We start from the raw sequence: 16,507 nt of genomic DNA, 5'->3' as shown, positions 1-16,507 counted from the left end.
AAAATTCTTGATCATTACAGTCCGATTTTAAGTCCTAGCAATACACTGCTGAATGTTGGCATCAAGCCATAATCCACACCTTGACCAAATACGCTTCTTGTAGCACTAAACTCTGGATCATATCCTAAGTAATTTGTCAAAGTGAATAGGTTTTGTCCTGAACCATAGATTGTTAGATCCTTCACCATTCTGCCATTGATTGGAATATTGTAAGTGATGTTGAGCGCTTTCAATCTCAAATAAGACCCATCTTCTATCCACCTGTCAGAGAATCTGCTATTTCCATAAGGATCACCAAAAGACATTCTAGGCATATCTGTAATTTGTCCTTCATTTCTCCATCTGTTATTGACAGATATCAATTGATTGTCAAAATTCGTCATCGACTCCAATTGATGTCTTTGATAGTTGTAAATATCGTTGCCAACTGAGAATGTAAAGGCTGCATCAAAAGTAAATCGCTTGTAAGATGCATTCATGCTAAACATGCCAAATAGATCTGGATTTGGATTTCCGATGATTTGTCTGTCATTGTCGTCAATAATCCCATCACCATTGAGGTCTATAAATCTTACGTCTCCCGCTCTAAAAGGAATCAATGTCCCATCTGCTGCTCTAGTTTGTAAGCCTGATGCATTTGCTTCCGAAGTAGTACTAAATACTCCGTCTGTTTTGTGTCCATAAAACATCGCGGCAGCATTTCCTTCCGTGGTGATAACCTCACCTCTCCCAACCGGAGTCAGACGCTGATCATATGGCAATGCCGTCACTTCATTGATATATCTGCCTAAAGTAAGTCCGAGATCTACCTTCAATTCTCTATCATAAACCCTAGAATTGATTGCAAAATCAATCCCTCTATTGGTCATTGCACCAGCATTAATCATATAAAAATCAAGTCCTGTTGCGACACTTAGAGGCTGAAAAGTCAGCATGTTTGATATATTATTTTGATAGAAATCTAGGCTGAAAGAAAGCTTTTGGTTAAAAGTAGCGATGTCAATACCAAGGTTAGTTTTTTGATTTGTTTCCCATTGGATCTCTGGATTTGCTAAGTTAGATCGCACTAATCCTTGCATACCCAATAAGTTACTCCCTCCATATAATTGGAAAGAACCATAATTTCCAATTCCATCATTACCTGTAATACCAAAACTAGCTCTCAATTTCAGTAGGTCTAATGAAGACTCACTCATAAAATCTTCAGATGATACAAGCCATGCACCACTCACAGATGGGAAAACACCGAATTTGTGTCCAAATAGAGAAATACCACTATTTGCTTCCTTGCCTATTCTTGATGATCCATCTATAGAAAGAACGGCGTTCACAAAGTATTTACTCATAAAATTGTAATTGGCATTGGCATAGTAACTCATCCATGCCCACTCGCCTGAAGCGCCTGATGCTCTATTTAAATTAAGTACACCTGATTCCAAGGTGATCAAGTCATCAGTCCCGGAGTTGAATGCTAGGCCTCTATCTTCCTCTATATCATTCCCTTGGTATCTAAATCCAAGACCAACATTGAGGTTATGATTGTAATTGAATATTTTGTCATAATTCAATCTAGTATCACTGTAATTTGATGTCAACCTTTGAACTTGACCACCCATTCTATTGGTGATCAAGGCATTTGGTGTGATCAATTCTTCAACTCCAAGATTGGGAACGAAGAAAGACTCACGAACCTGATCCAAAGTCAATCCATATAAGGAGGTGATATTTAGATTTTCATTAAAATCATATTTTGCATTGAATGATCCGAAAAATCTGAATCTTCTATTTTGACCTTGCATGTTATTGTAAATCGCCATAGGATTCGTTTTCCCAAATTCATCTACATCCGAAATGTTTGGAGATCTAATACCATCTTCTGAGAAAATATTCGGAGCTAAGAAGGGAGATTTTGTTAAGGCGGTATGAATAGGAGAGACTGTCTGAGTCCCTTGACCATACATATATTGGTTTGCAATTGCATATGCAAAAGACATATTGGTACCAGCTGACAGCTTTTCAGTGATTTTAAAATCACCATTGAACCTCACACTTGATCTCGAAAACACATCATTTCCAATGATTCCTTTGCTGTCAATATGGCCTAAGGATAGTGCGTATGTAGCGATATTATCTCCTCCAGATACTTTGATGTAATAATTTTGGTCAAAAGAAGAATTCATCACCAAATCTTGCCAGTCTGTATTGTTCTGAGAATTGAAGTATCCGAGTGTATCGGCTCTTTCATTCATGTAAGGATGAAGCAGTGCTTCTCCTGGAGTCAATCCACTATTGACAAGCATCTGTGAGAAATATGGTCTATACTCTCCTGCATCCATCACAGGCAATCTTCTTGGGCTCATGTTCACACCACCATACGTGTGAAAATCTATTTGAGTGGTAAGACTCTCTGCTCTTGAAGTTGTAATTATTATTACTCCATTTGCGGCTTTCGTTCCATATATTGAACTTCCATCTTTGATAAATGTCACGTCAGCAACATCTTTGATATCTATAAGCGAAAGAGGGTTAGAGAAATAACCATCGATAATTGAATTGTCATATTCATTCATATCGTAAATCATCCCATCCACTACGACCAAAGGCTGAGTGTTTGAATTCAAACTTGCTAAACCTCTGATGAATGTATTAGCACCCATAGCCAGTGTTCCAGATCTTCTGATCATATTGACACCTGCTGCACCACCTTGAAGAGCTGTTTCTGGAGAAACGGCATTCATAGACCAAGAATCTCTTAAATTAATTGTAGAGGTGGCCTCCGTATTATGATTTTCAAATATCCTTCGGTAAGGCAGTTGCACTGAGAAGCCTGATTTGTTCAGATCTGCATCTGTCAATACAATTTCTAATTGCTGTTTGCCACGAATTGGAATTTCCCTGATGACTCTGTCATCCCATCGAAGCTGAATTGTACTTTTCAGAGAAGGGACAAGGATTTCAAAGACACCTTCCGAATTTGAAAACGTGGAAGTAAAGTCTCCAAATGAAACTCCAACACCTTCTATTGCTTGACCATTAGAGTCAAATACGATTTTCCCTTTTACGAGTATTCCTTGTTCAATTGTGGTCGTGTTGACTTCCACAACTTCCTGGTCATTCTGAGCAATCGATGGAGTACTTGTAAATAGCCCAAATAGTAAAAGACCTAAGGCAAATTTTATATATGTAGTATATCTTGTCATGGTTTATTATTTAGGCTTATTCAAAAACTGGTTCAAGTCTGATATAATCCAACACCATTGTGTTCCAATCATTGTTGGTAACAGATGCTGATGTTAGAAGCAAATTAAGATTGCCATGTAGGTCAACTTCGTATTCACCTATTAATACCTCTTCGAAGGTATTTCTTTCAACCCAACGATAACCGAATGTTGAGTTAGTGATATCATTTATTGCAATTCTTTGCTCGTTATTCCTAGGAATATAATTATCATTCACAGCTCTCCAGTAAACCCGGTATTTTACAGAATGAGCTTGAGGAACATTGTAAATCAAATGAAAACTTGCAGTGCCGTGACCTCTTACTAGAACATCTCTCCCTCCTGAAGCCCAACTTCTTGGCCTGATGCTAACAAAGTTACTGCTACCACTTATCCCATTAAAATTTTCTCCTTCTATCTTAATCTCAGGTATTTTGTCTGAAAGCTTGAAATCAAACTTGTTCATAACGTAGACCACTCCATTGCTGCTGTTGATTTGTTCGACAACATTTGCTTGATCGAAATAGACCTCAACACTATCCAAAGACAACATCATAGTCGGTAACTGATCGTAATGAGCTCCTTTCAAAACAAGATCTTTTGTAAGCCCTTTTGCATATGCTTCCAAAATTTCATTTTCGGGTAAGGTGTCTTTGAAGTAGACTTTCAATTCATCTTTGAAAAGATCAAATGCCTCGTCAGTCAACATGATATAAGTATACAAAGAGTCTTCAACACTCAAATCGACAATTTCAGTTTGGAAGTAATTCGAACTCACATTGGTTATCATGTCAGTTCTTTTCATATCGAGAATAAAGTTGTTTACTGCACTTGCTGACTCTTCTTGGATTATTTTCCAAATATTGTCTTTAGGTTCTAATAAACCGTTGACTTTATGTAGCACTCCATTTTTAGCCAGGACATCTTTGGTTGTTAGATTCACTGACGCTCCAGCAGATTGAAAAGAAGCTCCGTCAAACGTGTTAACTTTACCATTGATCATTTTTACTCTAACTGGCTCTGATGCATTTGAACTAAAATTCTCAAGAAAACCAATGTGATTGCCCAAGAAGCGTTTTAAAGCTTCATTATTATTTCTAATAGATGTTGGAAGCGCCTGCAATGCGGTGTTTGTTGGTGCCCAGATTGTATAAGATTTATTATCTGTGATCTCAGCACCAAGTCCGGATGTTCTTATCAGCTCTGCAAAATCTGTCAACTCAGGATCATTTTCCAGAAGTTGTGTCAATTGTCTGTTGCCATCTCTATTTGATTGATTTTGATCATCCCAAGGGTCAGTACATGCCCCAAGAAAGACCAAGACGATAGCGTATATTAATATTCGGTTCATAACATTCATTTTTGAGTAATTAGGTTTTTGAAACAGTTCGGGAAATCTTATTTTATGACCCAAACTAAAGCTTGATCTAATATCAATCTTGGAAATAAGCTTGTCCATCTCGGCCAAACTTAGGCCAAATCTGCTCCATATCTTCTGGAATAAAGTGTATCATATCCAACCAAATTCCACCATTGGCACGACCATTTCCAAAAACTCTATCAAAACGAAGTATATGTTCCCCTGTGCTTGTTACATCTACTACCCCAATAAGTCTTGCAACATGTCTATTCCCATTGGTTCCATTAATGAGGTATTCTTTCCAACCTCTTGCTTCTAATTCATCTTCGGGAAGAGTCGGTGGTGTTTCTTTGGTATCAAATAATCTTGCACCTGGAATTTCTTCTCCGTTAAAACTTATACGAGTGATACAGCTTATATTAGAAGGAATAGGTCTATAAGCCATCCATATTTTGTATCGTCCTCTGATCAATAGCGGCGTTCTTATTTCTGTCCATTCCAATCTATTGTTGTTGATCTGAATCCTCATAAAATCCCCATGATTGAAAAATATTTCATTCAGACCAGGAGGCATGTAAGATACAAGGCCATTGACGGCACCACCTGCCCAAGACATCCTTGACAATTCACCTAATCTAAAGGTATAGATTGGAGCACCTGGGATTCTGAAAACTGATGTCAGTTGTCTAATTTCCGCCTGATCGGCTACGTCCCAATACACAGGTGTAGGAGCACGTAACTTGATTGCGAAATGCTTATCTACACTATGTACAACACCGTTTGTAACAGCAATATCACTTCTCGATCTCACTATTGGAGCACCCTCTTCGAGCACACCAAAAAACACATCCTCGTTGACTAAGACCGTTTCACCTTTGAGACGAATAGTAACCACTTCATCAGGTGCTTTGGTCGCATGGGCTGTTGAAGTCAATAAATCTGCAACAAACTTGATGTCACTTAGGACATGGTATGCCACGTATAAATTCAAACTATCGATTGGATTTGTAGGATCATTCAAATGTGAAAATCTAGAACGAAGATCTGCATAACTATTAAACCCTGCATTTGACAAGACCGCATTTGACTCAGCCAAAACTGTGTACCATACATTCTCTTCCTCTTGGTTTAAAGTTTCAAACCAACCTGTTTCTTTCAGTGCCTCTGTAAAAATTGAATAATTAGGGTCTGATTCTAACTGCTTAGCTGCAGTCAAAACTGGCGGTGACAACACATTGTCTATTACGTGCAAGACCCCATTACCTAATGTAATGTTACTTTCTGTTATGGTTGCTTGTCTATTTACTCTATAAACTGCGCGTCCGTCAAGAAACTCAGCACCTGTGACCAAGTACTTACCGAATTGAGTTGGTATTCTTAATTTTCCATCTGTAAAACTTGCTGTAGATAAAGTATCGCTCAACAAATGAAACCTTACAATATCTGCAGCTTCAGACTGCGTAAGGCTGTTCAGATTCAAACTATTGTCTGCAAGATATCGATCCACAGCATCATTTGTGGGAGCAAAGAAAGTGTATGTTCCATAGGCATTGAGATAGGAGGCGGTGTTAGACACTTCCAATATCTGCTCTAAGCTGGAAAACTTCTCGGGGTTATTTCTGATGTAACTTGTAATGTTGACATCATCAGAAACGTTGACATTTGCAGGCGGCTCAAATTCACATGCAAACAAACCCAACATCAAGAGTAAAGTCCAGACACCACTCTGCATTAGTGCTTTTTTGGTTATATGGGGAGTATTCATATCGTTAATGTTTTAGGTTATTGTCTCTTATCTTAAATAATATTCATTTTGAACCAAATTAGGATTCGCATTTAGCTCTTCATTAAAAATTGGTAAATAATGACTTCTCGTATCACGCAATTGATTGATTATTGAGTTCAGATTTGTCACTGGGGCATTTTCAATGGCAACAGAAATCAACACATCCAAATTGCTGTAATTATTCATTTTGGCTATCCTTAGCAAATCGAACCATCTTTTTCCTTCAAAGGCTAATTCTCTCGCTCTTTCATTGAGTATATATCTCAAAATACCTTCTGAATCTGTATCAGCAGGGTTTTCTAAGGTAGACTCACTTGCCCCACCTCGTTCTCTAATCAGCGCTACAATTTCCAAGGCTTCTGCACCTCTATCCAATTGTGAAAGTGCTTCTGCTTTCATCAACATGACATCTGCAAGTCTATAAACTATCCAATTTGCAAATGATTCGGTAGCTGCTCTTCTCGTGTTAGGTCCAAGGCTCGTATACTTAAATATCTCTCCAGAAGGCTTCAAGGACGCATCAATACTTCTCAAATCGATATCATCCACTCTATCTGGGTCAAATCCAAAAATATCTTCTAGTACAGTTGGATAGGCGATAAATCTTCTACCTTGATCCATGCTAAACATTTGGAAAAAAGGATTATTCTGAGGTGTTTGATATTGAATTTCAAATATACTTTCTACCGAATTTCCCTCTATAAATAAGGCTCTTGCCCAATTCTCCTGAGGCACTAGACCATAAGGGCCTGCTAGTACTTTATCTGCAGCTTGCAAGGCTAAGTCGTAATTTTCCATCCAAAGATGAACATCCGCTTGAATCGCATTTACTGCATACTTGGTCATTCTGCCTTTTGAAGCAGCTGGAGTCTCGTGCCCTTCATAAATATCTACTTCTGCTAGTCTGAGATCTTCTAAGATTTGGGCCAAAACAGCTTCTTTAGAAGATTTTGCAGGTGCTAATTCGTCTTCATCCGTATCTACTGCATCAATCACTAAAGGTACTTCACCAAAAGTCCTCACAAGATAGAAGTACATTAATGCTCGAAGCGCTCTTGCTTCTGCAACATAATTTTTCATATCAGCTTCCCTAAATGTCTGATCTGTCTCCAAGGCTAATGGAGCATAGTCCACAACTAGGTTACATAAATTGATCGTTCCATAAAAAGAAGCCCAATCTGCGATATTATTTACTGGCTGAATATTTCCAAATATTATTTGAGTGTCATTAAAATTCGCTCCTTGGTTCAAACCAACCATGTAAGCTCTCAATTCACCCCAGAGAAACATCATCTCTGTATTTTGACGCCCTCTAAAGTTACCATTCAATGATGCATAAGCTCCAAACATCGAAGCGCGCACTTGCTCTTTGGTTTTCCAATAATCCTGCTTCACTACGCCATTGATTGGTCTCATATCCAACCAACCATCGCAACTCGTACTCATGATGAGGAGCAAAGCAATCAAGAAAGTATTTATATATTTTTTCAACATGATAAGTTCTGTTTAAATGTTACTTCACTTCCTTAAAATCTTGTATTAATCCCTAAGGTAAATGTCTGAACAGGAGGAGTTCTTGCGACATCATATCCAATTTGGAATAACCTATTTGCATTGTTACTTGTCATACCAACTTCTGGATCTTGTCCCGTATAATTAGTCCAAGTAAATAGGTTCTCAGCAGTCAGGTAGAAGCTCAACTCACCAAGTTTGGTTCTATCAAGGAAGGTCTTTGGCATGGCATATCTTACTGTCAGCGTTCTAAATCTTAAGAATGAACCATCCTCAACATATCTATCAGATCCTAACCAATTGTAACCTGTCCTGATCAATGCTCTTGGCATATCTGTTACATCTCCTGGATTTCTCCATCTATTCAATGTAGCAGCATTCTGATTTTCATAATTGAACATATTCTCAGTGTCCATCTTAGTTCTGTTCACAATAGATACTCCATATCTAAAGTTGAAATAACCAGATACCTGTAGATTTTTGTATTTCACTCGTGGGCCAAAACCACCAAATAATTTAGGGTTTGCATCACCCAACCACACCAAATCCTTGTAATCTATGTTACCATCATTATTGATGTCTTCATACATAGCGTCTCCAGCTTGAAACTGGTAATTGGTGTTGGGGTAATTGAAAGCCATTTGAATAGGGTCTCCATTGGGACCTATAATCGGATTGCCATTTGCATCTCTAGCTATGGTTGCTTCTCCATCTTTATAGACTCCTTTATATTTATAGCCATAAAATGAACCTAAAGGCTGACCCACTTGAATATTGACATAATAGTTTCCGTTGAACTGCATTTGCTCAAGGTTGTCTGTCTGATACAATTCACTGATTGCTCTTACGATATTATCATTTCGAGCAATATTCATATCAAAATTGATCAATAGATCTTTTGACCTATGAAGTGTAGTAAATACTGACAATTCATACCCTTGATTATCCATTGTTCCAATATTCATATTGATAGAATTGAAACCTGTGGTACTAGGAATTCTCAAATTATCTAAGAAAAGATCCGTGGTTCTATTTCTGTAGACATCCAAGGCAATGTTGATTCTACTTTGCCACACTTCAAGGTTTAATCCCAAGTTGATTTGAGATACTGTCTCCCATTTGAAGTTTGTCAATTCTAAACTTTGAGGGATAATTCCAGCTTCACCTAAGTAATTCCATGGAAGATTGGCATAGGTACTAAAATGAAGATAATCAGCTCGGGGTGTATTTCCACTTTGACCATAACTCGCTCTAAAGCTTAATTCATTTACGAAATTTTGGTCTAGCATAAAGTTTTCACCTGATACTCTCCATCGTCCAGAAATACTTGGGAAAGTTCCCCATCTATTGTTGGAGCCGAATTTAGAGCTACCATCTCGTCGAATAGCCCCATTGATAATATACTTGTCTCTAAAGCCGTATTGAAAATTCGCTACTGCACCCACACTTCTTGATTGACTCGTGAAGGTGTTTAAGGAAATGTTATTATCTCTAGTAACAGACCCTGGATCTTGTAAAAAAGAAGAAGGTGAATTGCTAGTTCCTACTCTATAGCTATCATTTCTTTGATCCCACGTGGTGAATAGTAACATAGCCATCAAGCTATGATCTTCATTAAAATCTTTGGTGTAATATAATTTAGTAAAGGTCTGCGTAACTAACTGATCCGAATTTAGATTAGTCGCTCTATTCACATTTTGATTATTCATCGGAAGACCTGTCACAATCTGCGGAAGGAATTCGTCAGTTTTCGTATTGTTGATATCAAATGCTACGTCAGATTGAAACATCAACCCTTCAAGAATATCATATTGAAGCGTGAACTTTGGAATAATCCTGTTACTCACAGCCACATTTTGTGACTCTCTGGCCATGGCTACTGGATTGTATGTGCCAGGAAATCCTCCCTGAATATTAAATTCAGGTGAAAAATAATTAGGCGTTCTATTTCCATTGATGTCGTATTCATAAATCGACATATTTGGCATTCTTCCATATGCAACACTTCTTACATTTGGTCTCCAGTTTCTAGTAGTTTTAGAATTTGTATAAGCTAAATCTGTCAAAATTCTAATTTTGCTCGATACAAAATAATCCAAAGCTATTCTTGTCGAAAATCGATCGAAACCAGTTCCTACATTTGTACCTACTGAATTGTTTTTATTGACACCTACTCGATATCTGGTTTTTTCACCACCACCTGAAAGTGCAACATTGTGATCTAACATGTAACCAAGTTGCGTGATTTCATTGATCCAATCCGTATTGTTATTGTAGTTATAGAAGTAATAAGGATCTCTTGGGTCATATGAAAACTCTTTGGTGTTTTCTGTATTCAAAGGAATACCAAAACTATTCATGAAGCCTTCTGCAATCAATGTAGAATATTGGTTTCCATTAAGCATTGGGATTTGATCTGGCTGTCGCGTCACTGCTCCTCTGAAGGAGTAGTTGATTGTTGGTTTTCCTTTTGCTCCTCTTTTTGTTGTGATGACCAAGACACCATTTGAACCTCTTGTTCCCCAGATAGCTGTCGCTGCTGCATCTCTTAATACAGTAATCGATTCGATATCAGCTGGTGCCACGTTTAGTAACTGAGCATATTCTTGCTCATTGGCATTTGCAAAATCAAAGGAAGAAGTCTCAGTTTGGAAAGGAATTCCATCTACTACGATCAAAGGCTCAGAAGTGGAATTGATAGAAGTAGTTCCCCTTACACGGATCGACATCCCTGCACCTGGATCACCTGAGTTGGATACGATGTCCACACCAGCCATTCTTCCTTGCAGCGCCTGATCAATAGAAAGTGCTGACATTTCTCGTAATAATTCCGCATCTACAGTGGTAGTGGCAGAAGTCATTTCTCTAGGGTCGATTTTCATCATACCCTGATCGACATATTTTTGAGCAGTCACCTCTGCTACATCCAGGTCACTGATGTCTGATACCAATGTAATATTGATTTCTGATCTATTATTAATCGGAATCGTTTGCGTTTTGTAACCAATAAATGATACTCTCAGTAAATTTTGTTTGCTGTTTACCCTCAAAGAGAAGTTCCCATTAACATCGGTAGCCATCCCTCGAATCGTTCTTTCATCGTTTCTATCTATTTCCATGATAGTCGCTCCAATGATTGAGAGTCCATCATCTTTATCTATGACTTTTCCTCTCACAATCTCTGTGGCCTGCTGTGTTGCAGCTGTCTGAGCTTTTACTCCTGGAAGAAAAATCCAAAAGCACAGTATTACCCAAAGCGCTTTTTTAGTAAAATTATACATATAAATTTCTTTTAGTTTTGGGATTATTGATTAAAACTCTAGGATTCTATCCAACTGATGAATGACAGCTCTATTGGCCAAGACATTACTTTGAGGAATGATAACATTCGCTATGTTACCTTGACCATCTCTCACTGTCATCGTAAATGGTGGGGTATTACCATTTGCACTATTGTCAATGATTACCTTCTGTACTTCTCCACTGAGTGTAGCATAGAGCGTGTTAAATTCTTCTCCGCTTGGATTTACTATCTTTTTTCCGTCAGGTACAATGGTGTTTCTTGGAATAAAATGATACTTTAAAAAAGCAGCGATTTGCTCTCTTTCTTCTGCATTTCCTGTATTTGGATTTGCAGGCAATTTCCCATCAATTATCGCTTGATCTATAGCATCATTGGATGGAACCAATACCGTAAAGAAAGCACCTGAGCCTACTCCTTCTATTTGCAAGGTCTGTCTATTGTAGATTGAAGATCCATTTAAATATTCTGAGAATCTAGAAAATTGAGGTGTCTCAAAAATCGTTTGGGCGAGTGTTTTTTGTGTAAAAGTCAACAAGCCGTCCGTGTACAAAACATACCCGTTATTTGCCAAATGTGATTCTGAAACAATGAAATTTAGTTTTGTGTCATTATCAACATTTCCCGAGGCAAATATTTGATTGTTTTCAATTCTTACATATTCGCCACCAAACGTCTCAAAGATTTTTGGTGTATTCAAATCTGCCAATTCAGAAGGATCACCCAATCTAATCATAGACAGTTCAAGCATTCTGTTGATCCTATCAAATGCAAGATTTGCTACCCCGTTAAAAGTCCATTCAGTCGGAGTACCTTGATTATATTCAAACCCTGCATCTACAATTTGCTGATTTGACATCATGATAAGACCGAAATTTTGTCCAGGAGAGGAGATCGTAAACCTGTAATTATTTAGCAAAGTCCTCATGATACTATAAGCTGGATTCAAATATGGTTTCCCATAGACTGAGAAGAAAAAGTTTCCTTCTTGAACCTTATTTGTTCCATAAAAGAGTCCATTGCTCAATATTTTTTTATCTGTAATATTCGATCCTAAATCAAATCGGGCAGCTTCACCAAGGGCATTAGCGTTTTCAGAAAATTTACTCGGCCATACAGCTGATTGGAACATGTGCATGTTCACGAAATCAAATATGATTTCATCTGGCACATTGCTAAGTGCTCCATAATTTTCTAAAAGTATATCGTCTAAGAATTGCTGTAAAGCAGTATTTTCAGGAGCAAACAATGTCCAAGAATTTGATTGAGCATCGTTTGCATTTCCCCTTAGGAAATTTTCGTTATTAGGTGCAAAAGCCAGCTGACCGGTGTAGGACTTTACGTGGACAGGTCCCATGAGCTGCTGAAGTGCTCCGTACCTTTCTGTAAGCTGAGGATATGAATTAGCATCATAATTCACAGCTACATTATTATTTCTTGGTCGATAATCCATTTCTAGGATGGATTTGAATAAGCTATATTGAGGCTTACTCATTAAATAATCTTCAATGTTTGGAAGTGGCTCAATCACCCTATCCAAAACATGAATAATACCGTTTTCAGCACGAACGTTTGAAATCGAAATATTTGCCCTATCTACTTGAGCACCGCTAAACGATCTATTATAAAAAGCTTCAATATCTTGTCCCGTGATATCTTGTTGTCTCAAATAATGATTCAAGAAATAGGGAACATGTTTGTGATTGTTATCATTGATTGCAAAATTACCGATACCATTTCTATTGGTCGCGATAACTTCCATTTGCTGACCGTCTACTTCTCTTCGTGTCACCCCTGTGTAGTATGCTGTCTTCCTTCTAAATGCCGAAGAAAGCGTATCAGCTCCAGGACCTGTTTGGTAAAAACCTAAAGCAGTCAAGTCATAAGCATTATAAATCAGTGAATAGGCAACGAGCTGAAACGCTGTTTCGTCATCGATATCCTCCACACCAGAGATTCCTTTTTCATTAAAATATGCCTCAAAAGCATTGTCATCTGGCGCAAATACTGTCCAAAAACCAGCTGAGCTCAGGGTTTCTTTGTACCCTGCCTTTTCTACCAATCTCAAATAGTGATCAAAATTTCCGCTAAACCTAGAAGAATCTGATAACACCTGAAAGACTGGTCCCGCTAAAGTTGCAGGTCTAGCGTAATATTCATCAAACTCCTGCTGGCAACTTACCATGGATAAACTCATAATAATTGCCAATAGAGGTAGATAAAATCTAATGGTAAATTTGTTCATATATTATTTTGGTTTATTGAATTTTGTATAAAGAAGATAGAGACTCTTAATTTTCAACAAAGTCAGAATTACTGATTCTTCGAAAGAAATATAATTTTGCTATTTCACCTTATTTCGAAATTTATAAAAATCAAGTACCCTTGGTATCCTGTACTATACTGTAATTCAAAAATATATTTGAGATCAGAAATACTATTTAAATAAAAAAAAACACGCTATGAATCTGAAAAATTGCTCTGGAACATAATTGTTTAAGGAAAAGGCTATTTTTTTTCTAAAAATTCATTAAAATCATATAACTATTGAATATTCCATAATTTGTCGTTTTGACAATAGTTAATTTTGATTATTAAAAAATGAAAATCTCCACGAAATCATCGTTCTAAAAATCACATTCCGAAAATTCAAAAAGGGCTTTCGCCCTTTTATAATATTTAAATTTACCAATTTTTTGGAATCGGAATGATGCAAATATTCATTGACCTATCATCTTCAGAAAGCATGGCAGATTGAATTTGGATCTTGGTCCCTTCTGGATTGAATGTAGGATGTGGATGATCAGCTGCTGTGGCCTTATGACCCGTAGAGAGAACTTTCATCTCCTTGGTATTTCTATCAATCAAATAAATTGTACGGGAAAAATCATCTCCCACAGCCCATCTTCTATCGGGTGATCCATGAACATGCCATAAGCCACTTCCACTTTCTGTCTGTCCTTCAATTCTCATTTCTCTTGTCCTTAAATTGACAATAGCTAAACCTGTGGGTTTCTCTCTTGTCCCTGAAGGACCCCAAGATGTTTCTTGTCCAGGGTTTGCAGCAGAAGATTCATTCCTATTTTCTGTACCAAAATCAACTGGTCTATGACCCATTATCGCCATAGCGACTTCATCTTTGGAGATCACTGCTTCATGCGTGACCCATTCATATTCAGACTCGGGATACAATGGCCTCAATCCTGTTCCATCTGCCAAAACTGTCCACGTTCGCTGTGGAGATTTCCCTCCAGTTTCCCAACAAAAAATGATCTCATTGGCTACCCAAGGATTGGTCTGAACATGCCCTACCTGAAAAGGTACAGAAACTACATGGGAGATTTTTCCAGATTTCAAGTCCATCGAAGCGATCCCTCCCGGACCAGCACCCATATTCCTTGGTCCAAATGTTGGCTCAATTGACACATTTGCAGCCAAATGTTTTGCAGACTCTTCCTTATTGGTTTTAAAATAGATTTGACCCTCTTCCGCATCTAGCGCCATATCTCCTCCATTACCTATGGATTTTGGGACTACCCCATGAATAGTTTCATATACTGACTTTACTTTGAGATTCTCTGTCATACTATCTTCAAAAAGCTTTGCAAGATCGATCGAAACAACTTCCATATCTCCTGCATCCAACTTCCTCATATAATAGAGTCGCATTTCTTTTCGCGCTAAAGTCAACATACCATCATAACCTCCTTCGGTCACTTGGATAATATCTCCTGTCGTTTCATTCACTGCCATCGCTTCTCCTTTGACGCGATTGGAGCGGAAAATCAGCCAATTCCCATCTGCTGTCCACTGTGGGTGCGTAGGATAAATTTTCGAATCGCCCGCAGGAGTACTCGTCAAGAATATTAGATCAACTCCTGTAACGGGGTCTTTTACTACTTTTCTCTCTGATGGAAATCGGGTGCCTATTTGTGATTGAACCTCACAAATACCAATAAGAGCACTTAATATGATTGTGAAAATAAATGTCTTCTTCATTATTCTTGGGTTATTTTGTTCACTTGAATATCTACTTGAATTTCGCTGACTAAATCACGGAGGTATTGTTCGAAATATGCTGCTTCTCTAAAACCTTCATCACTTAACTCCCAGGCACCAATAGCGTAATATTCTATGGGTTCATTATTGACAGTTTTCATTTTAGCTAGGTACGAATCCGTTACATTTCCTTCCTGCGGTGCTTCTATCATTTCTATGAATTGAGCTTTAGGAAGAATCAAAGCCATCCCAATGATCCATTCTTTCTCATAACCCTGTGCATCATGCGTCATCAAGACTACCCAGTCCTCGAAATCATCAATTTGCTTGATTCCTTTATCATTGTGGATATTGACCAAGCCGATAGCAATGTGCTCGTCACCTTGTAATCCATCGAACTTCACCTCGTTTTTGAACCCATACATGCCAGGTACAATGCTCACTTTTTCTTCTACTTTTGGATATTTTCGATCAAATGCATCCCAATTATTATACTCAAAATGAATGATGGACCGAACAGATCCTTCGGATAGGATCTTAAAAGTGCTTTTCTCAATGTTATTTACCGAATCAGTAACCAAAACACCCAATCTTGCTGGCTTATCATCTTTCAGAAGGGTAAAACCACCAAGACCAACGGAATTCCCAACTGCCAAAATATCCCTTCCCCAATCTTCCATCGTGTGATAATTGTCCTCAACTTCTCCCTTTGAATTAACGCCAACATCCTTCGGGCTCATGGCTGAAGTCTTTTTCCCAAACAAATCCTTTGAATTTCTGCCATCAAAATAATGTCTAAACCCTACTTTATCATTTTCCCATGAAGGGCCATCAGTCTGATAAGGCTGGTAACCTATACTTCTTGGAAGCTCGTCAGCAAGCAATACATCCCCTTTTCTGGAGGTAACTGCTTGATCTATTGCATCTCTTTTACCAAACCTTACAGCTGTTCGTTTTTCGTATTCTCTTGCCTCCTCTACCCACGCTAAAGAAATCTCTATTTCTTCATTTGGCGCAAAATTCCAAACTAAGAAAATTTCATCCCATTCCCCATCGCCATCAATATCATCCAACTGTGAAGGAATGATTTCTCCTGAAGCAGTTTTTATCAATGGATATACAGCTTTTGAGCTATCAAAATCAATTTCTGTTCTTGCTATTTTGACCCCTTTGTCCACCAATTCTATCGTGGAAGGATTACTTAAAAGGAAAGTTATTCCTGTATTTTCTTTCTCAGAAGTCTGGCAACTTTGAAAAGCGATTGTAATTACTGCTAGAAATAGAACCTGAACTTTTTTCATAATTGGTTTGGGTTTGTTGTGTAAAATAGG

General features: G+C 37.9%; 8 protein-coding genes. All 8 read right to left on the bottom strand.

The window, feature by feature from the left end; translation table 11 throughout:
- Positions 1-14: 14 nt before the first annotated feature.
- Entirely contained in the window at positions 15-3,200 is a 3,186-nt protein-coding gene (locus IEV57_RS01575) for a SusC/RagA family TonB-linked outer membrane protein (RefSeq protein WP_188438926.1), read from the bottom strand.
- A 16-nt stretch (positions 3,201-3,216) separates the two neighbouring features.
- Positions 3,217-4,569, bottom strand: a complete 1,353-nt coding sequence (locus IEV57_RS01570; RefSeq protein WP_188438924.1) for a fasciclin domain-containing protein — start codon at positions 4,567-4,569, stop codon at positions 3,217-3,219.
- 82 nt (positions 4,570-4,651) lie between these two features.
- Entirely contained in the window at positions 4,652-6,343 is a 1,692-nt protein-coding gene (locus IEV57_RS01565; RefSeq protein ID WP_188438922.1) for a fasciclin domain-containing protein, read from the bottom strand.
- Between the two features lie 27 nt (positions 6,344-6,370).
- Positions 6,371-7,858 carry a RagB/SusD family nutrient uptake outer membrane protein gene (locus tag IEV57_RS01560; protein ID WP_188438920.1) on the bottom strand — a complete coding sequence of 496 codons (1,488 nt, stop codon included), beginning with the start codon at positions 7,856-7,858 and terminating at the stop codon, positions 6,371-6,373.
- Positions 7,859-7,890: 32 nt separating this feature from the next.
- Positions 7,891-11,157: a SusC/RagA family TonB-linked outer membrane protein gene (locus IEV57_RS01555; protein WP_188438918.1), complete on the bottom strand. Its 3,267-nt coding sequence runs from the start codon at positions 11,155-11,157 to the stop codon at positions 7,891-7,893.
- Positions 11,158-11,187: 30 nt separating this feature from the next.
- Positions 11,188-13,422, bottom strand: a complete 2,235-nt coding sequence (locus IEV57_RS01550; protein WP_229744202.1) for a fasciclin domain-containing protein — start codon at positions 13,420-13,422, stop codon at positions 11,188-11,190.
- Positions 13,423-13,862: 440 nt separating this feature from the next.
- On the bottom strand, positions 13,863-15,176 hold the full coding sequence (locus tag IEV57_RS01545) for a TolB-like translocation protein (protein ID WP_188438916.1): 1,314 nt from the start codon (positions 15,174-15,176) through the stop codon (positions 13,863-13,865).
- A complete protein-coding gene (locus tag IEV57_RS01540) occupies positions 15,176-16,477 on the bottom strand; it encodes a DUF4861 domain-containing protein (protein ID WP_188438913.1) in 1,302 nt (433 codons plus the stop codon). Before IEV57_RS01540 ends, IEV57_RS01545 begins: the two co-directional genes overlap by 1 nt.
- Positions 16,478-16,507 lie beyond the last annotated feature (30 nt).

It is taken from the genome of Belliella aquatica (assembly GCF_014637795.1).
GTDB classification, from domain to species: Bacteria; Bacteroidota; Bacteroidia; order Cytophagales; family Cyclobacteriaceae; genus Belliella; species Belliella aquatica.
The sequence above is the reverse complement of the archived record's forward strand: the minus strand, read 5'-3'. Positions and strand labels throughout refer to the sequence as shown.

Bases quoted from the DNA above. Each gene is read 5' to 3' on its own strand.
- IEV57_RS01555 (WP_188438918.1), bottom strand. From the start codon at position 11,157: ATGTATAATTTTACTAAAAAAGCGCTTTGGGTAATACTGTGCTTTTGG.
- IEV57_RS01545 (WP_188438916.1), bottom strand. From the start codon at position 15,176: ATGAAGAAGACATTTATTTTCACAATCATATTAAGTGCTCTTATTGGT.
- IEV57_RS01560 (WP_188438920.1), bottom strand. From the start codon at position 7,858: ATGTTGAAAAAATATATAAATACTTTCTTGATTGCTTTGCTCCTCATC.
- IEV57_RS01570 (WP_188438924.1), bottom strand. From the start codon at position 4,569: ATGAACCGAATATTAATATACGCTATCGTCTTGGTCTTTCTTGGGGCA.
- IEV57_RS01575 (WP_188438926.1), bottom strand. From the start codon at position 3,200: ATGACAAGATATACTACATATATAAAATTTGCCTTAGGTCTTTTACTA.
- IEV57_RS01540 (WP_188438913.1), bottom strand. From the start codon at position 16,477: ATGAAAAAAGTTCAGGTTCTATTTCTAGCAGTAATTACAATCGCTTTT.
- IEV57_RS01550 (WP_229744202.1), bottom strand. From the start codon at position 13,422: ATGAACAAATTTACCATTAGATTTTATCTACCTCTATTGGCAATTATT.
- IEV57_RS01565 (WP_188438922.1), bottom strand. From the start codon at position 6,343: ATGAATACTCCCCATATAACCAAAAAAGCACTAATGCAGAGTGGTGTC.